This window comes from Butyrivibrio sp. VCB2001 (assembly GCF_000423965.1).
Lineage (GTDB): Bacteria > Bacillota > Clostridia > Lachnospirales > Lachnospiraceae > Butyrivibrio.
The window spans coordinates 53,246-77,752 of the sequence record NZ_AUIZ01000005.1 but is presented as its reverse complement, the minus strand read 5'-3'; the positions used below and the strand labels follow the sequence as shown (position 1 = coordinate 77,752).

The 24,507-nt window shown below is 45.6% G+C and carries 21 protein-coding genes; 20 read left to right on the top strand and 1 reads right to left on the bottom strand.

Annotation, left to right across the window (positions count from 1 at the left end; genetic code table 11):
- Positions 1-20 precede the first annotated feature (20 nt).
- The 14 genes from G589_RS0107425 to G589_RS0107360 are packed head-to-tail and all read left to right on the top strand — an operon-like array spanning position 21 to position 14,297.
- Positions 21-1,121 carry a glycosyltransferase family 4 protein gene (locus G589_RS0107425; protein ID WP_026521659.1) on the top strand — a complete coding sequence of 367 codons (1,101 nt, stop codon included), beginning with the start codon at positions 21-23 and terminating at the stop codon, positions 1,119-1,121.
- Between the two features lie 26 nt (positions 1,122-1,147).
- The gene (locus tag G589_RS0107420) at positions 1,148-2,464 is read left to right on the top strand and encodes a nucleotide sugar dehydrogenase (protein ID WP_026521658.1); all 1,317 of its coding nucleotides are present in this window, start codon (positions 1,148-1,150) and stop codon (positions 2,462-2,464) included.
- 16 nt (positions 2,465-2,480) lie between these two features.
- Entirely contained in the window at positions 2,481-3,455 is a 975-nt protein-coding gene (locus G589_RS0107415; protein ID WP_026521657.1) for an SDR family oxidoreductase, read from the top strand.
- Positions 3,452-4,195 (top strand): DUF2334 domain-containing protein, encoded by a 744-nt coding sequence (locus G589_RS0107410; protein ID WP_026521656.1) that lies wholly within the window; start codon positions 3,452-3,454, stop codon positions 4,193-4,195. The genes G589_RS0107415 and G589_RS0107410 overlap by 4 nt, the downstream gene beginning before the upstream one ends.
- Before the next feature lie 39 nt (positions 4,196-4,234).
- Positions 4,235-5,683, top strand: a complete 1,449-nt coding sequence (locus G589_RS19225; RefSeq protein ID WP_051192241.1) for a glycosyltransferase — start codon at positions 4,235-4,237, stop codon at positions 5,681-5,683.
- Entirely contained in the window at positions 5,683-6,882 is a 1,200-nt protein-coding gene (locus tag G589_RS0107400; RefSeq protein ID WP_026521655.1) for a glycosyltransferase, read from the top strand. The genes G589_RS19225 and G589_RS0107400 overlap by 1 nt, the downstream gene beginning before the upstream one ends.
- The gene (locus G589_RS0107395) at positions 6,882-7,817 is read left to right on the top strand and encodes a methionyl-tRNA formyltransferase (protein ID WP_026521654.1); all 936 of its coding nucleotides are present in this window, start codon (positions 6,882-6,884) and stop codon (positions 7,815-7,817) included. Before G589_RS0107400 ends, G589_RS0107395 begins: the two co-directional genes overlap by 1 nt.
- Before the next feature lie 3 nt (positions 7,818-7,820).
- Positions 7,821-8,933, top strand: coding sequence for a glycosyltransferase (locus tag G589_RS0107390; RefSeq protein WP_026521653.1), 1,113 nt, complete (start codon positions 7,821-7,823; stop codon positions 8,931-8,933).
- A gap of 1 nt (position 8,934) precedes the next feature.
- Positions 8,935-9,696 (top strand): hypothetical protein, encoded by a 762-nt coding sequence (locus G589_RS0107385; RefSeq protein WP_022768129.1) that lies wholly within the window; start codon positions 8,935-8,937, stop codon positions 9,694-9,696.
- Between the two features lie 23 nt (positions 9,697-9,719).
- On the top strand, positions 9,720-11,606 hold the full coding sequence (asnB, locus tag G589_RS0107380; protein ID WP_026521652.1) for an asparagine synthase (glutamine-hydrolyzing): 1,887 nt from the start codon (positions 9,720-9,722) through the stop codon (positions 11,604-11,606).
- Between the two features lie 18 nt (positions 11,607-11,624).
- Positions 11,625-11,864 carry an acyl carrier protein gene (locus G589_RS0107375; RefSeq protein ID WP_022768131.1) on the top strand — a complete coding sequence of 80 codons (240 nt, stop codon included), beginning with the start codon at positions 11,625-11,627 and terminating at the stop codon, positions 11,862-11,864.
- 22 nt (positions 11,865-11,886) lie between these two features.
- Positions 11,887-12,327 (top strand): MaoC family dehydratase, encoded by a 441-nt coding sequence (locus G589_RS0107370; RefSeq protein ID WP_026521651.1) that lies wholly within the window; start codon positions 11,887-11,889, stop codon positions 12,325-12,327.
- A complete protein-coding gene (locus tag G589_RS0107365) occupies positions 12,320-13,069 on the top strand; it encodes an SDR family NAD(P)-dependent oxidoreductase (protein WP_026521650.1) in 750 nt (249 codons plus the stop codon). The genes G589_RS0107370 and G589_RS0107365 overlap by 8 nt, the downstream gene beginning before the upstream one ends.
- A 13-nt stretch (positions 13,070-13,082) precedes the next feature.
- Positions 13,083-14,297, top strand: a complete 1,215-nt coding sequence (locus tag G589_RS0107360; RefSeq protein WP_026521649.1) for a glycosyltransferase — start codon at positions 13,083-13,085, stop codon at positions 14,295-14,297.
- A gap of 64 nt (positions 14,298-14,361) precedes the next feature.
- Here G589_RS0107360 and G589_RS0107355 read toward each other — a convergent pair whose 3' ends face one another.
- Positions 14,362-16,152: an HAD-IIIC family phosphatase gene (locus G589_RS0107355; protein WP_026521648.1), complete on the bottom strand. Its 1,791-nt coding sequence runs from the start codon at positions 16,150-16,152 to the stop codon at positions 14,362-14,364.
- Between the two features lie 87 nt (positions 16,153-16,239).
- Between G589_RS0107355 and asnB (G589_RS0107350) the strand changes: the two genes are divergently transcribed.
- From asnB (G589_RS0107350) to G589_RS0107325, 6 genes are all read left to right on the top strand, one after another.
- Positions 16,240-18,120 (top strand): asparagine synthase (glutamine-hydrolyzing), encoded by a 1,881-nt coding sequence (gene asnB / locus G589_RS0107350; protein ID WP_026521647.1) that lies wholly within the window; start codon positions 16,240-16,242, stop codon positions 18,118-18,120.
- The gene (locus tag G589_RS0107345; protein ID WP_026521646.1) at positions 18,117-19,634 is read left to right on the top strand and encodes an MBOAT family O-acyltransferase; all 1,518 of its coding nucleotides are present in this window, start codon (positions 18,117-18,119) and stop codon (positions 19,632-19,634) included. Before asnB (G589_RS0107350) ends, G589_RS0107345 begins: the two co-directional genes overlap by 4 nt.
- Before the next feature lie 6 nt (positions 19,635-19,640).
- Positions 19,641-20,732 (top strand): hypothetical protein, encoded by a 1,092-nt coding sequence (locus G589_RS0107340; RefSeq protein ID WP_026521645.1) that lies wholly within the window; start codon positions 19,641-19,643, stop codon positions 20,730-20,732.
- Between the two features lie 64 nt (positions 20,733-20,796).
- A complete protein-coding gene (locus G589_RS0107335) occupies positions 20,797-21,669 on the top strand; it encodes an alpha-1,2-fucosyltransferase (protein WP_051192240.1) in 873 nt (290 codons plus the stop codon).
- Positions 21,669-23,462 (top strand): ABC transporter ATP-binding protein, encoded by a 1,794-nt coding sequence (locus G589_RS0107330; RefSeq protein WP_026521643.1) that lies wholly within the window; start codon positions 21,669-21,671, stop codon positions 23,460-23,462. The genes G589_RS0107335 and G589_RS0107330 overlap by 1 nt, the downstream gene beginning before the upstream one ends.
- Positions 23,462-24,502 (top strand): glycosyl transferase, encoded by a 1,041-nt coding sequence (locus G589_RS0107325; RefSeq protein ID WP_026521642.1) that lies wholly within the window; start codon positions 23,462-23,464, stop codon positions 24,500-24,502. The genes G589_RS0107330 and G589_RS0107325 overlap by 1 nt, the downstream gene beginning before the upstream one ends.
- Positions 24,503-24,507 lie beyond the last annotated feature (5 nt).

Here is a 24,507-nt window from a genome sequence, read left to right as displayed (position 1 = left end):
ATAGCGGAGATAGAAGCTAGATGCCCAAGGCACTGATTTTAGCAAATTCATCCAGCGGATTATATGACTTTCGAAATGAGCTCCTTGTGGGGCTCATGGAGAAAGGCTATGAGATAGTCATAAGTCTTCCGGATGATCTTAAGGTAAAAGAACTAAAGGACGAGGGATGCAGGGTAGTACACACTGACATCAACAGACGCGGAGTCAATCCAATTCAGGATATGGCTCTTTTGCGCGCTTATAAGAGCCTTGTTAAAAAGGAAAAACCTGACGTGGTTTTGACCTATACAATTAAGCCCAATATCTACGGTGGATATGTGTGCGGAAGACAAAAAGTCCCCTATATATCAACCATCACGGGGCTTGGGACAACCTTTGAGAGAGGAGGAATGCTCCTTAAACTCATAGTCACCATGTACAAGGTATCCCTGAAGAAGTGCAGCGCTCTCTTTTTCCAGAATGAAGAGAACAGAAAGATATTCGAAAGCCACGGAATAATGGCGAAAAAGCATGTTACGGTAAACGGCTCCGGGGTAAATCTTGAAAAGCACAAACAGGAACCTATCCCGGGACATGAGGATGATGTCACGAGATTTCTTTATATAGGGCGTCTCATGACTGAGAAGGGGTCAAAAGAGTACATAGAAGCAGCAAGGGCTCTTCATGAAAAGTACGGCGGAAAAGTGTCTTTTGCAGCAGTCGGTTACTGCGAGGATGATTTCAGACCTATAGCTGATGAGGCGGAAAAAGAAGGAATCCTGAAGGTCATCCCTTATCAGAAAGACATTCATCCTTACATGAAAGAAGCAGATGCCATAGTTCATCCATCCTATCACGAGGGGATGAGCAATGTCCTTATGGAGGCAGCAGCAACAGGAAGACCGGTGATTGCTTCAGACATTAGTGGATGCAGAGAAATCGTTGATACTGATAAATCAGGCTTTTTGTGTGAGCCAAGAGATGCAAAGTCACTGATTTCAGCACTTGAGCGCTTTACAGAGCTTGATACAGACGGCCGCAGAGCCATGGGAGAGGCGGCAAGAAGGTACGTCGAGCAGAAGTTTGACAGGCGTAGTATAATATTGACGTATATTGAAGAGATAAAAAGAATCGTTAAATAATGATTTGATTTTTGGAGGAAATATTAATGGATTTATATGAGAAGCTCCTTTCAGGAGAAGAGAAACTGTCACTTGTAGGACTTGGATACGTAGGAATGCCTATCGCAGTAGCCTATGCCAAGAAGATCAAGGTTGTAGGTTATGATTTCAACGCTTCCAAGGTTGAACTCTACAAGAAGGGAATCGACCCTACAAGAGAGGTCGGAGATGATGCTATCAAGGAGACAACAGTTGAGTTTACAGCTGATCCTGAGAAGCTCCGTGAGTGCAAGTTCCACGTAGTAGCAGTTCCTACACCTGTTAACGACGACCACACTCCTGATCTTTCACCTGTTGAGGGAGCAAGCCATACCCTTGGAAAATATCTTACAAAGGGATCCATCGTAGTATATGAGTCAACAGTATATCCCGGAGTTACAGAGGATATCTGTGTTCCTATTCTTGAGCAGGAATCAGGCCTTAAGTGCGGCGTAGATTTCAAGGTTGGTTATTCACCTGAGCGTATCAACCCAGGTGATAAGGTTCACAGACTTGATACCATCACCAAGATCGTTTCCGGTATGGATGAGGAGACACTTGAGACAGTTGCCAAGGTTTACAGCCTGGTTGCACTTGCAGGTGTTTACAAGGCTCAGTCCATCAAGGTTGCTGAGGCTGCCAAGGTTATCGAGAATTCACAGCGTGATATCAACATCGCTTTCATGAACGAGCTTTCAATGATCTTCCACAGAATGGGAATTGATACAAAGAGCGTTTTGGAGGCAGCAGGAACCAAGTGGAATTTCCTTCATTTCTTCCCGGGACTTGTTGGTGGACACTGCATCGGTGTAGATCCTTACTACCTTACCTACAAGGCTGAGGAACTGGGATATCACTCACAGATCATCCTTTCAGGAAGACGTATCAACGACGATATGGGTAAGTATATCGCTGAGTCACTGGTTAAGAGACTTATTGCCAACGACATTTCAGTTAAGAATGCAAAGGTAGCAATCCTTGGCTTTACCTTCAAGGAGAACTGCCCTGATACACGTAACACCAAGGTCATCGACATCTACAACGAGCTCGGCGAGTACGGCATCAAGCCTGTAGTGGTTGACCCTCAGGCTGATTCAGATGAGGCTAAGAGACTCTACGGTATTACATTCGAAGATCTTTCAGCAGTAAAAGATATGGATGCAGTGATCGTAGCTGTTGCTCACGAGGACTTCAAGGATTACAAGGCAGCAGACATTGCAAAGTTCTTCAATGCAGCACACAAGACCAAGGTATTCCTTGATATCAAGGGCATCTACGACATGAATGATTATAAGGCTCCGGAATTCGACTACTGGAGACTGTAATAAGGAGTAATAAATAATGGGATTTAGAGAATTGAAATTCCCCGCAGATTCCGTATTCCTGGTAACAGGCGGAGCGGGCTTTATCGGATCAAATATATGTGAAGCTCTTCTTGATATGGGCTACACAGTAAGATGTATGGATAACCTCTCAACAGGTCATATCGAGAACATCCAGCCTTTCATGGAGAATCCAAAGTTTACTTTCCTCGAGAAGGACATAAGAGACCTTGATGCCTGCATGGAAGCTACCAAGGGAGTAGACTTTGTACTTAACGAGGCTGCCTGGGGAAGCGTTCCAAGAAGTATTGAGATGCCTCTTTTATACGAGGACATCAACATCAGAGGAACCCTTAACATGATGGAAGCTTCAAGGCAGAACGGTGTTAAGAAATTCGTTTATGCTTCAAGCTCCTCTGTTTACGGAGATTCAACCACCCTTCCCAAGAAAGAGGGACAGGAAGGTAACGTACTTTCACCTTATGCTCTTACCAAGAAGACAGATGAGGAGTACGGTAAGCTTTACAAAAAGCTCTACGGCCTTGATACCTATGGCCTTAGATATTTCAACGTATTCGGAAGAAGACAGGATCCTAACGGCGCTTATGCAGCAGTTATCCCTAAGTTCCTTCGTCAGCTCATGAACGGTGAGACTCCTACCATCAACGGAGATGGTAAGCAGTCAAGAGACTTTACTTATGTTGATAACGTAATCGAAGGAAACCTTCGCGCATGCCTTGCTTCCTCCGACGCAGCAGGAGAAGCTTACAACATCGGTGCAGGCGGAAGAGAGTTCCTTATCGATGTTTATCACCACTTAACAGATGCACTGGGAATGGATGTAGAGCCAATCTTCGGACCACCCAGAGCAGGAGATATCAGGGATTCAAACGCAGATATCACCAAGGCAAGAACCAATCTCGGATACGATCCATCCTACGATTTCAAGGCAGGTATCGAGCTTGCTATTGATTGGTACAAGAAAAACCTATGAAAATTGCAATTCGAATGGACGACATAACTCCTGATATGGACTGGGGCAAATTCAAGAGGTTTAAAGACCTTCTGGATGCGCATCATATAACGCCCCTTATCGGAGTAGTGCCCAGGAACAAAGATGAAAAGCTTTCCCTTAACCCGGCCAGAGAGGACTTCTGGGATTACATCAAAAATCTCAGGGACAGAGGCTGGGTTGTAGCCATGCACGGATATAAGCATCGCTACACCACCAAGGATCCGGGGCTTTTTCCCATTGGAGGTAAGTCCGAGTTTGCCGGTCTTCCCTTTGATAAGCAGGATGAGATGATAAGGAAAGCCAGGAGGATCTTCAGGGAGAACGGGATTGAGACCGACATCTTCATGGCGCCGTCCCACTCTTTTGACAAAAATACTCTCACAGCTCTTAAAAAGAACGGCTTTAATCGCATCACAGACGGCTTTGGAACAGAGCCTTACAGGGCTTACGACTTTGTCTTTTACCCGATTGCAATAAAGAGAAGCGATTCTCTTGCAGATACTGGGGACGGTATAGTCACCTTCGTCTACCATGCAAACACCATGGATGACAAGGACTTTGATAAGTTAAAAGAACTGCTGGAATCAGGTAAGGCAGTTTCCTACTCTGAATTCTTTAACAGAGAGGTGCAGGATAAAAATGCTTTTGGTCAGGTGGGGCAGTATGCACTGGCAAAGGCCAAGTACCTGGCAGTTCAGCTTCGTAAGCTGAAAGGCTGACTTAAAGCTTAGAGAAATAAGGCGGGGGACCAAATTTCTATGGAAAATGGTTACGGTCAGATACGCATACTCCATGTGCTTGGGGGCCTTGGAGTTGGCGGCGCGGAATGCCGAATAATTGATTTGTACAGAAACATGGACAGAGATAAGATCCAGTTTGATTTTCTTGTCCATTATTCGCCTGAAAAAACAGGAAAAAAGAGTCCGACTTCAGATGAACTCATGGCAGTTCGCGAGCCGGACTATTTTGATAATAGCGTATATAAGCTCGGTGGCAGGATTTTCTGTCTTCCGAAGTTTACGGGAACCAATATGGCACAGTATAAGGCTGCCATAAAGAGGTTCTTTGAGAGCCACAAGCACGAGTGGAAGGTGGTTCAGGGGCACATGACAAGTACAGCTGCCATTTACCTTCCAATCGCCAAGAAGTCCGGAATTCCCATCTGTATCGCCCATGCAAGAAGCGCAGGCGTTGATGCGGGAATTAAGGGGGTGGCAACAAGGGTGCTGAGAAAGCCTCTTCAGAAAGAGGGTATCACAGACTATAACTTTGCCTGCTCCAAGGAGGCCGGAATATCAGTCTTTGGCGAGGACCTTGTTAAGGCCGGCGCTGTGAGGATTATCCCCAACGCCATCGACCTTAAACACTTTGCTTATAAGCCCGAAGTAAGGGATAAGATAAGGGGAGAGCTTGGCGTCTCCAACGCTCTGGTCATCGGCCATGTGGGAAGTTTCAGATATGCCAAGAACCATGAGTTTTTATTAAATGTTTTTGCGCAGCTCTGCAGAATACTTGATAACGACGATCTTAACCAGTACAGCATACTTCACGGAATGCGCATAAGACTCCTTATGCTGGGCAAGGGTCCGCTTATGGAAGATATGCAAAAGCTTGCGGATAAGCTCCATATTTCGGATCGCTGCATCTTTGCGGGTAATAAGTCCAACGCCAGCGACTACTATCAGGCAATGGACTACTTCTGCTTCCCTTCAAGATACGAGGGACTTCCGGGAAGTGTTATCGAAGCTCAGGCAGCAGGACTTCAGTGCCTTGTTTCTGACTCTGTAACGCCTGAAGTTAACGTGACAGAGCTTGTTTCCATGAGAAGCATAACTTCAGAGCCAAGGGACTGGGCCAGAAAGATACTTGATGACCTGCTTCTTAGGGAGGACTACCACTACGATCCTCTTGAGGAGGAGATCAAGCTCAATCAGACCTTTACTGCAATTGCGGGAGAGAGAAGAGAGAGCGTATTTGAGACGGATGAAATGCCCGATATCGATGCGCTGGATGCGGGAACCGGTTTTGAGACGGTAAATGTTCCCGACAGGAGCCCAAAGAGCACTCACCATCGCACAGGTCTTTATTCTGTGGGTGACAGGGCAAAGAGCTCTGAATACATTCTGGGAAGGCTCAAGGATGCCGGGTTTGATGTTAAGACCCAGGCAAAGATGATGGGATATTTCTACGAGAGAGGTCATTTTTAATGGATCAGAAAAAGAAAAACCTGATGCTGATGGTACCAATGCTCCATCAGGGCGGATTTGAGAGAGTCTGCATAAAGACCGCAAGACTCATGCAGGAATACTACAACGTATGCATTCTCATTTTCAGCTCCAAGGATATTAACTTTGATATAACGGGACTCGAAGTCATAGACATCGATGTTCCTTCACAAAAGGGCCTTGTAAACAAGGTCATAAATGTCTTTAAAAGAGTGCGTAAAGCCCGCAAGGTCAAGAAGGAGAAACACATCGATATCTCCTACAGCTTCGGATCTTCAGCCAATTACGTAAACACTCTTTCAAGAGCCGGAGAGAAGGTCTTAACGGGCCTTCGCTGCCAGACTGACATGGAAAATACAGGAGAGGTAAAGCTCTTTTGCAAAAAGTCCGATCAGGTACTTTCCTGTTCAAAAGAGATTGTAAGACAGCTCAAAAGAGACTTTAAGTACGACAGGAGCACCTACATCTACAATCCTCTGGACATTCTGGACATACAGAACAAAGCAGGGGAGACTCCTGAGGATTATCCGTTCCTTGGAGATGACATAAAGGTCTTTTCCTGCTCGGCACGAAATGACTATATCAAGGGAATCTGGCATCTGGTAAAGGCCTTTTCCCTGGTGCAGTTCAAGCACCCTGAAGCCCGTCTTGTGGTCATGGGAGCAGGTAACTGGGATAAGTATAAAGAGATGGCTAAGGCCCTGGGGATCAAGGACAAGGTTTGCTTTGCCGGCCTTAAGAAAAACCCGTTCCCCTATGTTGCTGCATCTGACGTCTATGTCTGCAGCTCCAATCATGAGGGCTTCCCTAATGCAGTCTTAGAGGCTATGGCACTTAAAAAGCCCGTTATCTCAGCTGACTGTAAGACAGGACCAAGAGAGATACTTCTCTCTGATGCTGAGTACAACAGGCTCATCGAGGAGATTCCTGATGGCAGCAGCATAAAAGAGCCCATCCGCGGAGAGTATGGAATCCTCGTTCCCGACATGGATCAGGAGGAGAACTTCGATCCGGAGTATATCACTGAGGGTGAGAGACTTCTTGCTCAGGAGATGGAGGCTATCCTTGATGATGAGGAGCTTCTTAAGAAGTACTCAGGCAAAGCTTTTGAGAGGGCGTCAGTATTTGCACCGGATAAGTATAAAGACAGTATTCATGAGATATTTAAGAGGTATGAGTGATGCATTATAAAGTTGTTGTTTTTGGAGTAAAAGACACATCGGAGAATATCATTGAGTTCATCCAGAAGGACATCTGCAAGGTTGATCTTGTTATCACCATTGCGCCGAAGGTCCTTGAACACAATCAGGTATCGGGATTTAAGGGACTGACCTTCCTTACAGAGAAGTTCGGAATTCCTGTATTTGAGGCTGACAGCTACTTCCTTAATGATGATAACACCAGGAAATTCATGGATGAGAACACCTTCGGTATCGGTGTTGTAATGGGATGGCAGAGGCTAATTCCCAAGGAAGCCCTTGATAAGTTTGAAGCCGGAATTTTCGGATTCCACGGCAATTGCGGATATCTCCCCTTTGGAAGAGGCAGATCTCCTCTCAACTGGTCAATGATCCTTGGAGATACCAGATTTAATCTAAATCTCTTTAAGTACGATGAGAAGGCAGACAGCCCCAACGTCTTTGCTACAGAGATGTTCCAGATAAATGAGCACGACGACATCAGGACTGCTCAGTACAAGAACATGATCTGCTCCAAGAACCTCATCAGAAAACTTCTCACCACATATCTTGAGAAGGGTGAGGTAACAATTCACACTGATTCAAAAGACTTTGATTCATGGTACAATAAACGTACAGCGGCAGATGGAAAGATCGACTTTAAGGACAGAACAAGAAATATCTACAACCTGATCCGCGGAGTTGCAGCTCCTTTCCCGGGCGCCTTCTGCTATGCAGATACAGAGGATGATGCTCACAAAGTAACCGTGTGGCAGGCGCATCCCTTTGATGAGATGATCGATTTCTCTGGTTTTGCTCCGGGAGAAGTCGTAGATATTTTTGACGGAAAGCTTGTGGTAAGGACAGTTGACGGGTCACTGCTTATTGATAAGTTCGAGGCCGGATTTGAAATTACCAAAGGAATGGTACTTAGATAAACTATGAAGAGTATAGCGTTTCACTTAAATTGCCTTGTACAGGGTGGTGCAGAGAGAGTTGTATCAAACCTGGCAAACCAGTTCGCCAAGGAAGGAATAAAGGTCTACGTAGCCACTGAGTGGTACGACGAAGATGAGTTCCAGCTTGACGAGAGAGTTACAAGAGTCCATGTAGGACTCCGTGAAGGCGATGAGAAGAAAAACCGAATAACGAAATTTTTCCTGAGGATCAAGTACCTCAAGGAATTTGTCAAAGAGTATAAGCCTGATGTTCTTGTGGCTTTCGCCCAGAGAGCCAATTACAGGGCGCTTATGGCGGCAGGAAACAGCAACATCCCTGTTGTGATCTCCATCAGGACAGACCCTGTAGGTCACTACGATGCGTTCTCTGACAAGGTACAGATAAAGTGGCTGTTCCCCAAGGCTTCCGGCTGCGTCTTCCAGACTACCGGACAGAAGGCTTTCTTTAAGCCCTACCTTCAGGACAATTCAACCATAATCTTAAACCCTGTAAATCCCAAGTACTTTGGGGTTGAGCATCCGCAGGTAAAAGAAAAATCGGTGGTCCACCACGCTAGACTCGTTGACTTCAAAAATCAGCCCCTTTTGTGCGAAGCCTTTGTGGAGGTCCATAAAAAGCATCCCGATTATGTTCTTAAGATCTACGGCCCTGATTCCTTTGACGGAACCAAGGAGATCCTTGATAAGATAATTGCAGACAACCACGCAGAGGATTACATTCTTCTCATGGGCGGCTCTGATTCTTTGGAAAAAGAGATACCAAAGGGCGAAGTATATGCCTTCACTTCAGACTGGGAAGGTCTTCCGAATTCTCTTTTGGAGGCCATGGCAATGGGAATGCCTATCGTTGCAACAGACTGTCCTTGTGGTGGACCTGCGACGGTAATGAAGGATGGCGAGAACGGACTTCTGATTCCGATCAAGGATAAGGATGCCTTGGTAAATGGCCTTAACAGACTGATCGAGGACAAGGAGCTTGCAGCAAAGCTTGGAAAAGAAGCTGCAAAGATTGAAGAGATAACCAACGCAGAGGCGATATTTGTTCAGTGGAGAGACTATCTGGACAAGGTAATAGAGAACTTTAAGGAGAGATAAGATGTTTTCATTTGATGATTACAGAGAGATCATAAGAGTTATCAAGGAGAGCGGACGCTATGCAACCTACGAAGAGGCGCTGAATAAGGACGAATTCATCATCATGCGTCACGACGTTGAGTACTCCGTAGAAAGAGCTTATGCCCTTTCCAAGGTTGAGGAGAGCATGGACTTTCGGTCCACCTTCTTCTTCCAGTGGACCAACAATTCCTACAATATCCTTTCAAGAAAGAACAGGGACATCCTGACAGATATGCATGAGAGAGGCCAGAACATCGGACTTCACTTTGCACTTAACGGAATGACCGACATGAGACTTGTAAGGGACAGGATCAGACAGGAGATCGATATGCTCAGCAACATGCTGGGATTTGAGATCAACTCTTTTTCAATCCACAGACCGTCCCCCAGCGTTCTTGCTGAGAACATCAAGTTAAATGGTATTTTAAATGCTTATCAGGATGACTTCTTCGTATTTGATCCCAAGGCGACTCCCGAGTCCAAGCTTGATATCAAGTACATGTCAGATGCAAACCACATCTGGAGATACGGCTATCCCGACGAGGAGACAATAAAGAAACACGATAAGATCCAGATCCTCACACATCCTTTCGCATGGACCAAGAAAGGATATGACAACCTTAATAACTACAAGACTCTTGTTAATGAGAAATATGTTGAACTGATTGATTCAATCGACAACGAGTGTAAAGACTTTGGACCACTCAGGGATGAGTTTGAGAAGCTCCCCATCGAGATTTAAGGACAGAACTGGAGAAACTTTAGATGTGCGGAATCTGTGGATACGTATCTAAAAAGAAAATAACGAAGGACCAGCTCCGAGTAATGAATGATACCATGTATCACAGAGGACCGGATGACAGCGGTGTTGAACTCTTTGAGGCAGAAGATGGCTATACCGTGGGCTTTGCTCAGAGAAGACTGGCTATCCTTGACCTCTCGCCTCTTGGTCATCAGCCCATGCACTCAGCAGACGGCAGAGTATCAGTTGTGTTTAACGGAGAGATCTACAACTTCCTTGAACTTAAAGAGGAGCTTTCCGATTACAACTTCAAGTCAACCTGTGACACTGAGGCTATCATCGCAGCATACCTTAAATGGGGAATTGACATGGTGGATCATATCCATGGAATGTTCGCCATTGCACTCTATGACAGAGAAACAGAAGACGTTTATCTTGTAAGGGACAGGATTGGTAAAAAGCCCCTTTTCTACTGGCTTGATGGCGGTAATATCGTCTTCGGGTCAGAGCTTAAGCCCATTATGAAATGTCCTGAATTCAGCGGCAGAGTAAGAAAAGAGCTTCTTCCGAGATTTCTTTTCCAGCAGTATATAGTTGCACCGGACACAATCTTCGAGGATGTGTACAAGCTTGAGCCCGGCAGCGTACTTAAGTTTAATAACGGTGATGTCAAGAAGTGGAAATACTGGGATGTTAAAAAAGTCTATCATGAGATGGCACAGAACCCGGTTACCAATTACGAGGAGGCCAAGCAGGGCCTTAAGGACAGACTTAAAAAAGCTGTTGTTTCAAGAATGCTAGCTGATGTTCCTCTTGGAGCTTTTTTATCAGGTGGATATGATTCATCTCTGGTTACAGCCATGGCTCAGGAGTTTTCTAAGGAGCCTGTTAAGACTTTCTGCATAGGCTTTAATGTGCCGAGCTACAACGAAGCTGAGTACGCCAAGGAGATTGCAGCTTACCTTGGATGCGATCACACAGAACTCTATATCAGCGAAAAAGAGATGTTCGATCTGGTCAGCACTATTCCTCAGTACTACGACGAACCCTTTGCTGACAACTCGCAGATCCCATCCATGCTGGTAAGTAAGCTGGCCAAGAAGGATGTTACCGTTGCCTTATCAGGTGACGGCGGTGACGAGTTCTTTTGCGGATATAATGTCTATGACAACGTGGGACAGGCTCAGAAACTGGATTTCCCGGGTGCCATGGTCCACGCCATAGGACAGATCCCCGTAGGAAGCGGCAAGCTTCTTGATAAGATGCCCTTCAGGGTAAGGGTGGTTGCAAACAACAGAAATCCCGAGACCAAGACACAGCTTGTATCTAAGGGCTATCTTGATGCATCCCACGCCTTTGTAAATCTTAGCGATAACGAGGAATATCCTATCCTCTACCCGATAGAGAGAAGCTATGGTGTGTCCAATTTCCAGGCAAGGCGTATGCTCCTTGATATGGACACCTATCTTCCCGAGGACATCCTGGTCAAGATGGACAGGGCTTCCATGAGATATTCTCTTGAGAACAGATGCCCTATCATGGATACGGATGTAATGGAGTATTCCTTCAGGATACCTCATAAGTTTAAATACTATAACGGCGACAAGAAACATATCTTAAAAGACATTGCTTATGACTATATCCCGAGAGAGCTTTTGGAGAGACCAAAGACCGGCTTTGGAGTTCCGATGGACGCATGGCTCAGAGGGCCTTTAAAGGAAGCGCTGATCGACTACAGCAGCACGTCTTTCTTAAAGCAGCAGGATATATTTGATGCAGAGTATGTTTCCAAATTTATAAATGATTATATTGTGAGGGGTGACGGAGGCCCGGCTACAGGAGCCAACTACAGCAAGATCGCCTGGTCGTTCTTCATATTCCAGCAGTGGTATAATTACTACATGGTCTGATTTTGAAAGGAGTATTAAATGACAAGAGAAGAAGTATTTGAGAAGATGAATGAGGTTTTCAGAGACGTCTTCGACGATGAAGATATAACAGTAACAGATGAGACAACAGCCGATGACATCGAGGATTGGGATTCACTTGAGCACATCAACCTTGTAAATGCCATGGAAGAAGAGTTCGGCGTTAAGTTCACCATGGGTGAGATCGTAGCGCTTAAGAACGTCGGTGAGATGGCTGACCTTATCATGGGTAAGCTTTAATACGTATTGTTGGTGGGGGTTCATGAACGAATACAGATTTGAGGACATAATTTCAAAGGAAGAGGACAAAGAGAACTTTACAAAGGCCGAGTTTACAGTGACTGTAACTGAGGACATGATGAAAAAGTTTCTCGAGATCACAGGGGATATCAATCCTCTGCACAATGACGCTTCCTACGCGAGAGAAAAGGGCTTTGAGGACAGGGTTGTTTATGGAATGCTGACATCGTCCTTTTATTCGACTCTTGCCGGCGTCTATCTTCCGGGTAAGTACTGTATTTTAAACAGTGTCGAATCCAAGTTCAGATTCCCTGTATTTATTGGTGATACACTTACTGTTTCCGGGTTCGTCAAAGTGAAGCATGATGCGACAAAAACCATGGAGATAGCTGCGCAGATAGTCAATCAGGATGGCAAGAAGGTAGGAAAAGGCACAATACTGGCCGGGTGTATAGATGAATAACAACAAAGTTTTTCTCATATTGGGCGCATCATCAGATCTGGGAATCGCCCTTATCCAAAAACTGAATGCTGAATATAGTGACAGCCTGTTTTGCCTTCATTACCATTCAAATTCCGACAGGTTAAAAGAGATCTCTTTTACCGGAGGAAACAGGGCAGAGCTTATTCAGGCTGACCTCTCGTCAAAAGAAGGAACGGAGGGGCTGATAAGTGCTCTTAAGGAAAAAGAGACCACGCCCACTCATATAGTTCATCTTCCCGCAGCAAAGATGATGTTTACAAAGCTGAAGGAATTTGACAGAGAAAGAATGGACAGAAACGTACAGATCCAGGTGTACTCCTTTATAGATGTTCTGAAGGCATTTCTGCCGGGCATGGCTAAAAAGAAGGACCACTGCAAGGTTGTGGCAATTCTTTCCTCCGTGGTAAACGGAAAGCCTCCAAAATCTATGCTTGAATATACAATGGTAAAGTCAATGCTACTGGGGGTTATTAAGCAGCTTGCTGCTGATTACGAGGGGAAGATGGTATGTATAAACGCCGTTTCGCCTTCCATGATAGAGACAAAATTTTTGAGCGATATTGATCCCAGGATCATCGAGATGGCTGCAGGCAACAGCCCTGAGAGCAGGCATGCAACTCCATCCGAGATAGTTCCTGCCATTGCTTTTTTGTTATCCGATGACAGCAATTATATAAATGGTGCAAATCTTAATGTGAGCAATGGAAGTGTGATCATTTAACTGTAGGAGTGACGTGTCAGAAAGAGAAAACAACAACAAAAAGCATATAGCCATGTATATAGGATCCCTGCAAAAGGGTGGCGCTGAGAGAGTTATGTCAAATCTGGCGGATTACTTTTTTGAGCAGGGCTACAAGGTAACACTGGTTACAACCTACCTTGCTCCAAACGAGTATGAGGTAAAGCACGCTGCCTGGAAGAAGGTTCCTGCAGGAGCTGACGGGGCAGAGCTGGTGGCCGACCTTGATGAAAATCCTGTATGGGTTGATCCCCATGGCGGAGAAAAGGGCGGAATCGACAGAGTCTTTTCGGCTCTTTTAAAAAGTGAGCAAAAGGGCAGAGCATATAACCTGAAAATGCGCCACAGGAAGCTCGAGGAGATCTGGAAGGAGTTAAATCCCGACCTTATTCTTAGCTTTATCGGCAAGAATAATATCATGGCACTTTCAACTGCGACCAGAGAGGGCTACAAGGTTGTGGTATCCGTCAGAGCAGATCCCGACTGGGAGTACTCAACTCTTGCGCTGAAAGCAGGAATGCTGGCAAACTTTGGCAAGGCAGCAGGTGTTGTTGTCCAGTCAAACGGAGCCAAGGAGAAGTTTCCCAAGTTCATCCGGGATAAGTGCACTATCCTTCCCAATTCCATGGATCCTTCGTTTATCAGAAAGAGATATGTGGGAGACAGGGAAAAGAGCATTGTCATGGTGGCAAGGCTCCACGAGAATAAGAACCAGGCCCTTGTAATGGAGGCCTTTAAGGACGCTACAGCAGAAAGATTTAAAGACTATAAGCTTATATTCTACGGCGATGGCCCTGACAGGATAAAGCTTCAGCATCTGGCTGCGACCCTGGGAATAGATGACAGAGTAGTGTTTAAGGGCAATGTAAAGCATGTTGCAGAGCACATAGAAAAGGCAAGACTCTTTATCCTGGCATCGGGACACGAGGGAATGCCGAACTCTCTTATAGAGGCCATGAGCCTTGGGCTTACCTGCATATCCACGGATTGCCCCTGCGGAGGTCCCAGAGACCTTATCACAGACGGAATAAACGGACTGCTGATACCGGTTGGGGACAAGAATGCTCTGACAGAAGCTATTGTAAAGGTCCTTGAAAACGAAACCTTTGCAAACAACCTGGGAGAAGCTGCAACAAAAGTCCAGAAGCGCTTTGCTCCGGACGTTGCCAACGCCATGTGGGAAGAATATTTCGACAGAATAATGAGATAAATGAAAAGACGCTGCAGATCGCAGCGTCTTTTTTGGTCCCTAACCCCCGTCCCCAGGGGTCATTTTAGTTTACGGTTATATATTTGTTCTTGTTAGCATAGCCGTCGGAAATATCCAGCTTAAAGGTAATGTTTCCGTCAGCATCTTCGGAGATCTTCTCAAATCCCTGGAGAAGGTAGAAGTCTTTTACCATCTTGTTCTTGGCTGTTGGATAGTAGTAGCCGTAGATGGTCTTTACATTCCTCTTAAGAGCTTCTGCAACAAGTGCATCCATCATGGCAAATTCCATGTCTCTTTTGAGGACTCTGCAGCTCATGAGCCAGAGCTCTATGTGGAGTTCGTCGCCTCTTACATTTCCGATTGCCAGAGAAACGATACCGTTGTCGCCAAACTTATCCTTGAGTCTTCCGTAGAGAGTGATGTTGCTATCATCTGCAGTGGCTTTCTCTATGTCTTCCTGAGTATAGCGCTTTGTTGTAAGGTTGAACTGATTACTCTTGTTGGTAAGCTGCGCTATACGTGGCATGTACATCTTCTCAAAGGGCTTTATCTCAGCTTCCATCTCAAGAGAGGTGAGGTACTCGCCGTAGTCTGCAAAGCTCTCCTGAAGCTCGGTTCTCTTCTTGTTGGCCATGTACATTTCGTTTCTCTTTCTGTCATCGTCAGAAAGAGATGTGGTCTCGAAGTAACCTGCGTGATCAATAAATCTTATGTAGTGCTCGGGAGTATCAAGAGCAGGAGCGTTTACACCGGGGAGCTGTGCTGTTACAATTTCTCTTTCGGCAGGGTTATCATCCACAAATACCAAAGATTCGGGAAGGAGTGTCAGCTCGCTTGCGATTGCCTTAAAGTTCTCGCTCTTTGGTTCCCAGTTGGCTTTTATTGCAACGAAATCGTCGGGCTTAAGAGTTCCGTCCGGATGCTCCAAACCTGCGATGGCATTTTCTTCTTCATTTTTGGAATCAACTGCAAGGATAACTCCAAGGTCTTTTTGCATTTTGACATAGCCCTGGAACTCGGCGTAAACCTGGCCGAGGTTTGTCTCCTGACCGATCTCTATTCCATCGACACCATCATCGCCGACAACGCCGCCCCAGAGGGTGTTGTCCAGATCAAGAACCAGTCCCTTTTTATTCTTGCCGTAAATGGACTTGATGATGTTGGCAACATTAAAGCCAAGGTACGGAATTGCAGGTATACTTAAGGCATACTTGTACATGTGCCAAGCCTGAGGATCCGACCACTGATCAAGTCCGTAGCAGCTTGAAATATAGTTGATGTCGCAGATATAAAAACTTCCCTTATCGCTTGGAAGTGATCTTGCGAATTCCGCAAATTTCTCATTGAGCCTGTTGATGAAACTGAGCCTTCCGTGTACATCCACAGCGTCCTTGTTTCCCATGAGTCTGAAAAAAAGCGCCTCAAAGTTGTTCTGGATGATGGGGCAGTGGTAGGTATCCATGAGCTTGTTCCACATGGTCTCGAAGTGCTGATATGTCTTTTGCAGCTTATCTTCCACAATCTCGGCTGAGTCGGAAAGTGTGGGATAGTCGGTTATGTTCCTGTTTGATGTGTGAACATAGATGATGTCCGGGTTAAAAGAGCTAAGCTCCTCCCCGGGGAACATTGCATCCTGCCAGTACTGGCCGTACTCAGATTCGTAGAACTCAGGCTCGATTCCGTAGTTTAATAAAAAGAGCTCGAGGACTCTTATGATGTCGTGGGTAGTAGAGCCTCCAAGGACAGCGATCTTTTTATGTATACGATCTGTCCCGTCTGCTAAAAGAGCTTTTTTCAGGCTCTTGGATTTTTTTAAGATGTAATTATTGTCAAAAGGATATTCCAGTTCTCTCATGATGGTCCCTTTCAAGGTTATTTGCTATTCTGTATTATACCATTTCGCCGTAATATAGGATATAATCATGTGATAGAGGTTGTCGATATGTGCGGAATTGCAGGACTTATAAATTTTAAAGGCGATGCCAAAGTTAACATTCAGAGGATGAATGACAGGATGCTCCACAGGGGACCTGATGACGGAGGCATTTATATAAACGGAGACGGACGCGTGGCGCTTGGACACAGGCGTCTTTCTATTGTGGACCTTTCCAAGAACGGGGCACAGCCTTTTACCTCCTCAAGTGGCAGGAGCGTTATGGTCTATAATGGCGAAATCTATAATGCCGGCGAGATCAGGGAGAAACTCAAAAAGGATTCAAAGGAGCCCATCACTTTCCGCAGCACATCCGACACAGAGGTCCTGATTGAAGCTGTCGAGAAGTACGGATTAATGGATGCCCTCAATCTGTGCAAGGGAATGTTTGCCTTTGCAGTCTATGACAAAGAGGCAGAGACAGTTTCTTTTGCCAGGGACAGAGTCGGTGAAAAGCCGCTCTACTACGGAACTGTGGCAGGAGCCTTTGCCTTTGCTTCGGATATCGGGTGCCTGAGGGTAGTGGAAGGTTTTGACAACGAGATAAACACGGATGTCCTTGATATGTATTTTGAGGAGGGCTATATTCCTGCGCCTTATTCGATATATAAGGATATTTACAAGCTTGAGCCCGGAACCTTCATGGTTCTGGATATTAAGACCGGAAGGACTGATACAAAAACCTACTGGTCCATGAAAGATGCTGCAAAGCGTGGTCAGAGTAACCTCTTTAAGGGCAGCAGCAAAGAGGCGGCAGACGAGCTTGAGAGGCTTTTAAAAGAGTCTATCCGCGGCCAGATGATCGCTGACGTTCCGCTTGGAGCATTTCTGTCAGCAGGAATCGACAGTTCCACGGTTGTTTCTCTTATGCAGGATATCGCGCCGGGCAAGGTGCGCACCTTCACCATCGGAATGGAAGATCCGAAGTTCAATGAGGCTGCTTATGCAAAAGAGATAGCGCAGCACCTGGGAACTGATCACACAGAGCTATACATCACAGAGAAGGATGCCAAGGCAGTTATACCGAAGCTCTCCTTCATGTTTGGCGAGCCTTTTGCGGATTCATCACAGATCCCAACTTATCTTGTCAGCAAGATGACAAGGGATCACGTTACGGTTTCGTTATCAGGTGACGGCGGCGACGAGCTCTTTTGCGGATACAGATCCTATGAGTCTGTCAGCAGAGTCTGGAATAAGATAAGTAAGATACCGTACCCGATCAGAAAGATTTCAAGTAACCTCGCTCTTAAGAAGGCATCTCCCGAGAATGAGAGCGCATATCTTAAGTCCGTTTATCTCGGCGCAAAGAGCCCCTACGAGCTTCACAGAATGGAGCACGAGGGAGACCCTATCATAAAGAGGATTGCGCTTAAGCGCGGAAATGCTGTATATAAGTGCATGGACCTTCCGGCAAACTTCCTCGGAGAAGTCAATCACGAAGCCATGCTTATGGATATGTGCCTGTATCACCCGGACGATATCCTTGTGAAGGTGGACAGGACAGCTATGGCTGTTTCGCTGGAAACACGAGTGCCCATGCTTGATAAAGACGTAGTGGAATTTGCATGGTCACTTCCTATAGATTATCTTAGGGATGATAAGGTTGGCAAAAAGGTCCTAAGAGATGTATTATACCGTTATGTGCCCAGAGACATGATGGAGAGACCCAAGAAAGGTTTTTCCATCCCCATCGCAAAATGGCTCCTTGAACCTGAGCTCAGGGACTGGGCGGAAGGACTGCTTAATAAGGACAGGATCCGCAAGCAGGGCATTCTTGATGCGGATGTTGTTGAAAAGATATGGACCGATTTTACAGAGCGGGGAATCTACCGTGTTCAGATATGGTATATTCTCATGTTCCAGCTCTGGATTGAGGAAGAATTTAGATGAGTGTAACATCGTTTTATTTTCTGTGCTTCTTTGCACTGGTTTTAATCATATATTATCTGGTACCCCTGATCTTTAAGGGGAAGGGACAGTGGGTTGTGCTTCTTTTTGCGAGTATTGCCTACTACCTTCTCAGCGGAAACGGGGTTTTGATCCTCTACCCTCTTTTGGCTTCTCTTCTTACCTGGGGGCTGTTGCAGCTTCTTGGAAGACTTGATGAAGAAGCTACTCTCAAGAGACGTCTTTTACTTGCTGCAGAGCTTTTGGGGCTTCTTGGTGTTCTCATCGGACTTAAATATACCAGGTTCATTCATGGTGGCAGCATTGCTACACCTCTGGGATTGTCCTTCTACACCTTTATCCTTCTGGGATATTTTATCGAAGTCTACAATGGCATCGGTAAGGGGCAAAAGAGCTTTTTGAAGACTGCTCTTTACGGGATGTATTTCCCGGTCATGATATCCGGACCTATTTTCCAGACAAGACAGTCCGGGGATCAGTTCTTTGAACATCACCCTTTGGATTACAAAAATATCACCTTCGGTATTCAGAGAATGCTCTGGGGATTTTTTAAGGAGCTTGTTATTTCGGAGCGCCTTGCAACGATTGTAAACACAATTTATGACAATGATACTCAGTATCAGGGCGCCTATATCTGGCTTGGCACAGTGTGCTTTGCATTCCAGCTCTACACTAATTTCTCGGGATGCATGGACATTGTTATAGGTATTTCCGAGACCTTTGGGATCGTGCTTCCTGAGAACTTCAGAACGCCGTTCTTTGCAAAGAACATCAGCGAATACTGGAGAAGATGGCATGCCACTCTTGGAGTGTGGATGAAGGACAATGTCTTTTACCCGCTCCTCAGGAGCAAGATGATCACAAGCCTAGGCAAGACCTTAAAGGGTAAGCTCGGTAAAAAGAAAGGCAAGCAGTACACCACCTATGTGGCCATGTTTATTCTGTGGTTCTCGGTTGGTATGTGGCACGGAGGTGAGATGAAGTATGTCATCGGTTCAGGCCTCCTACACTGGGCGTATATTGTTATCGGAGAGATAACACTGCCGTTCTTCACCTGGCTCTTTGCAGAGAAGATGCATATGGACCTTAAGAGCAAGGCAGCTGACGTCTTCAGAGTGGTAAGGACCTTCTTTTTTGTATGCATAGGAGATCTGTTCTTCAGGGCAGATAATGTTCCGCATGCGCTTAGAATGCTGAAGGAGAGCGTAACGGTCTTTAACCCTCAGGTGCTGGTAAACGGAAGCATCTTTTCTCTGGGACTTGATTTCATTGAGTGGGGAATCCTGCTGGTTTCACTGGCAGTACTCATTACTGTTTCAACCATTCAGTACAGGATGGAAGGACAGGATGGACCTTCAAATGTAAGAGAACTTATAGCCTCCAAGGGAATTGTCCTTAGGTGGGTTATCTTCATAGGTTTGCTGTTCTACGTTATTCTCCTTGCCAAGTACGGCCCCGGATACAGTGCAGCAGAGTTTATTTATAAGGATTTTTGATTTGGTATGACCAGAAAACAGATTTTGAGATCGGTAATTTTCATAGTGCTGGTTTTGTGGATGGTGGTGCATCTTACCTATATCCTCAGGACTAACGGAGACGTCAAGGACAGGTTCGTCGGCTTTAATGCAGAGAAAAATGACACCATCGATGCCCTTGTCATAGGCTCGAGTCCTGTTGCCCCATGCTTTATCACACCTAAGATTTACGGGGATATGGGCATAACCATGTATCCGCTCTCTTCCAACATGCAGCGCCCTGTGGCATCAAAGTATCTTCTGGAGGAAGCACTCAAGACACAGAGCCCTGACCTTGTTATCTTCGAGATGAGGATGTGGACAGCAAGGGATGAGGATCTTCTTGGAAACATGGCCCACACAAGAGAAGTTACCGACAACATGAAATACTCTTTGAACAGAATAAAGGCCATAAATGCCATGGTGGATGATGAGAGCGATCGCATCAACTACTACTTCGACATTTTCAAGTATCACTCCAACTGGAAGACGCTCTTTTTGTGGTCACAGTTCAGGACACTCTTTTACACTTATCCCGATGACCTTAAGGGGCACGTTATTGAGACCGATGTCGGACCGGCTGAGAGACCGGCAGATGTACCTCTTACGGTAAAAGAGCCTATCCCTTCCGAGCAGGAAGAATATCTTTTGGACCTTCTTGAGTATCTTAAGGAGAAGAACCAGAAAGCACTGTTTGTGGTAACACCTTACTCTTCGACAGAAGATGAGCAGAAAAAAATAAATTACATATCAGAGCTTATAAGCAGCAAGGGATATGACTTCCTTGATATGAACCTATATGTGGATGAGATGGGACTGGATTTTGAGAAGGATATTCGAGACTACGGTACTCACGTGAACATCGTCGGCGGCGAGAAGATAACTGACTGGTTTGAAAATTATCTTAAGGAAAACTACGTAGATACAGGCGCGGCTTTGACTGTTGACCACAGGGGAGATAAGAAGTACAGCTCCTGGGATAAGGCTTATCAGCTCTGGGAGAACCTTAGTATTGATGCCAGGGAGAAGGTGAGGTACAACATTGAAAATAAGATCTATTATGAGCTTGAAACCGACTGATGGCGACACTTTGATATCCATGGTATAATAGCATGAGGTATGCGTATTTTTATGTGGAGGAGTTATGATAATCATTCAGCTTAAAGGCGGACTGGGAAACCAGATGTTCCAGTACGCCTTGTACAGAGAACTTAAGCATAGAGGAAGAAACGTCAAGATCGACGACGAGTCGGGATTCGTAAACGATAAGCTAAGAGTCCCGGTACTTGACCGTTTTGGCGTTGAGTACGAAAGGGCAACCAAGGAAGAGATCACAGAGCTTACCGATTCCAAGATGGATATCTTCAGCAGGATCAGAAGAAAGCTCACAGGCCGTAAGACCTGCAGGATCGATGAGATGGAGGGCATCTTTGATCCCAGCATATTAGAGACAGAGAATGCCTATCTTGTAGGATACTGGCAGTCTGAGAAATACTTCACATCCCCCGAGGTTATTGAACAGATCCAGGAAGCCTTCGGAAAGCGCCCACAGGAGATCATGCACGACTCAGTCAGCTGGTCTACTCTTCAGCAGATCGAGTGCTGCGAGTCAGTAAGTATCCATGTTCGCAGAACCGACTACATGGATGCCGAGCACATCAAGATCCACAACCTGTGCTCCGAGAAATATTACAAGAACGCTATCAGCAAGATAAGGGAGCAGCATCCCAATGCTGTATTTTTCATATTTACCGATGACAAAGAGTGGTGCAAGGAGCACTTCAAGGGCCCCAAGTTTATCACTGTAGAGCTTCAGGAGGGCGAGTTTACCGATGTTGCGGACATGCTTCTTATGAGCAGGTGCAAGCACCACATCATCGCCAACAGCTCTTTTAGCTGGTGGTCAGCATGGCTCAATGATTCACCGGAAAAGATAGTCATCGCTCCATCCAAGTGGATAAACAACAAGAAGATGGATGACATCTATACTGAGCGAATGACAAAGGTTGCTATATAATGAACGATTCAAAGAAGGTAAGTCTGTTTACCAAACTCAACTACATATTTGATAGAAAACAAAAGGGACAGCTCGTTATTCTGGCTGTCCTTATACTCATTGGGGGTGTTTTTGAGACACTGGGCGTTTCCATGATCCTTCCCGTTGTTTCAATTATCCTCTCTCCATCAGCGCTGCACAGGAATATTGCCAAGATTCCATGGCTTCAGAATGTTTTAAATGCTGTTGGCCTTAACACTGACTTAAAGCTCACCTGTGCGCTCCTTATAATTCTTATTCTTTTGTTTGTGGTCAAGAACTCATATCTGCTGTTTCTTATCCACAGGCAGAACACTTTCATCTCCAGGTCCAGAAACGACATGATAAGCAGGGTCATGAGAGAGTTCCTCAACAGGCCCTATGAGGACTACCTCGGAGCTGATATCCCGACCGTATTTCGAATTACCGATTCAGATATTCCCAAGACCTTTACACTGATGCTCTCAATGCTCTCACTTTGCACAGAGCTGGTGGTTTCACTGTGTCTTGGCGTTGTGCTTTTGTTCGTAAACTGGCAGATGACAGTGCTTATCATCTTTGTGCTTTTGATCCTCACACTGATCAGCACAAGAATACTCAAGCCCAAGCTAAATGCCATCGGACGTAAGAACCAGGAGACTGCATCCAGAATTGCCAAGTGGAGACTGCAGGCTATCTACGGACTAAAAGATGTAAAAGTATTAAACAGACAGGATTTCTTTATCCGCAACTACTATGAACAGGGCAGGATCGGTGCTGATATTGACAGAGATTACACGGTCCTTAACAACGTGCCGAGACTGATGATCGAGACAGTGTTCATGGCAGTTGTTATGCTCTATGTCCTAATCTATATTCTCGGAGGCGGAGATGCGACAGAGCTTCTTCCTCAGCTTACAGCCTTCGGTGTGGCAGCCATGAGGATAATGCCGTCTGCCAACAGGATAAATACATATATTGCGACCATAGCTTACAACCAGTTCAGTCTGGATTTTGTCTATGAGAACCTCACCGAGTCAATGAAAACTGACAAGGCAATGAGGGCAGAGCGTGCTGCAATCGCAGGCCCTGAGCTTCACCTGGAAAAAGAGATCGACTTAAAAGACATCACTTTCTCCTATCCGGATTCTGATGTAAAGATCTTTGATAAAGCCAATATGACTGTCAAAAAGGGTCAGTCTGTCGGAATCATGGGTCCTTCCGGAGCAGGTAAGTCAACCATAGTGGATATCCTTCTCGGACTTTTACATGTACAGTCAGGAGAGATCCTCTGCGATGGAAGCAACATCTTTAGCAACTACGAATCCTGGCTTGCACAGATCGGATATATTCCGCAGTCAATCTATCTTGTGGATGAATCCATCAGAGAGAACATAGCCTTTGGTATCGATGAAGATCAGATAGATGATGACAGGATCTGGCAAGTTATGGAAGAGGCGCAGCTTGCTGACTTCGTAAAGAGCCTTCCTGAAGGACTTGATACCAAGATCGGAGACAGAGGCGTAAGACTCTCCGGAGGACAGAGACAGAGGATCGGTATTGCCAGAGCTCTTTACCATGATCCTGAGATCCTGGTATTCGACGAGGCAACCAGCGCGCTTGATAACGAGACAGAGGCAGCAGTTATGGAGGCCATCAACAGCTTCCAGGGCAGAAAGACCATGGTCATCATTGCCCACAGACTTAACACCATCGAGAAGTGCGACGTCATCTATGAGGTTAAGGATGAGAAGATAACTGCCACAAGTTTAGAGGGAAGAACGGTAATTCACTGATGATAGGAACCGAGTTTTTACATGGCTTTGGGCTGGGAAACCAGCTGTTCTGGTATGTTGCAGCAAGGGCAGCAGCACTTGATAAGGGCGTCGAATTTGGAATCTGCAACCCTAAGGCTCTTGCCAACAATATGCACTCTGACACCGGAATGTACTTCATGGACATGGATCTTGGAAAAGAGATTCCGGAGGAAGATAAGCCGAAATACAAGATATTTGAGGATCACGACAACAGACTCTATCTGGGCAATTCCAAGCATGATATGACCCATGGGGCTTATGTCAGCGGTGATGACCCAAAGTTCTTTGAAGTTGAAGACAATACTCTTTTGTATGGAAATCTCCAATCGGAGAGCTATTTTGAGAAGTACAGGGATCAGCTTAAGGACTGGCTTAAGGTTAAGCCTGAGTATGACTCCCATGAATACACCAGGGATAATCTCTGCATCATTCATTTGAGGTGCGGTGATTATTCAAATTCCCCGGAACTTTGGCTTGACCGTAAGTACTGGGTGAACGGCATTAAGAATATGCGCAAGATAAGGCCTGACATGGAGTTTCTTGCTGTGACAGATGACGTTTCGGCAGCACATAAGATCCTCCCTGAGGTTAAGGCCATCAGAAACGATATCGGCAAGGATTACGTTACTATCAAGAATGCGAGATATCTCCTTTTGTCAAACTCATCCTTTGCTGTATTTCCTGCTTTTACCAGCGATGAACTTCAGTATGCCATCGCCCCCAAGTACTGGGCGCGTCACAATGTATCGGACGGCTACTGGGCTTCGGAGCAGAATATTTACAGCTGCTTCCATTACATGGACCGGAAGGGAAAGGTCTTTTCCCCGGAGGAGTGCAGGAAGGAGCTTGAGGAATATAAGAAGTCCGGAAAATATAAGAGACTGAATATCAAGCCGGAAGGCCTGACTAAGATGGTCCAGAAAATCCAGGTCAAATGGTTTTATGGAACTTATATGCTCAGAAAAATTGTAAGGAGCCTTGAGAGACGCACGGGACTTATAAAAGTATTCCACGTATAGGTTGT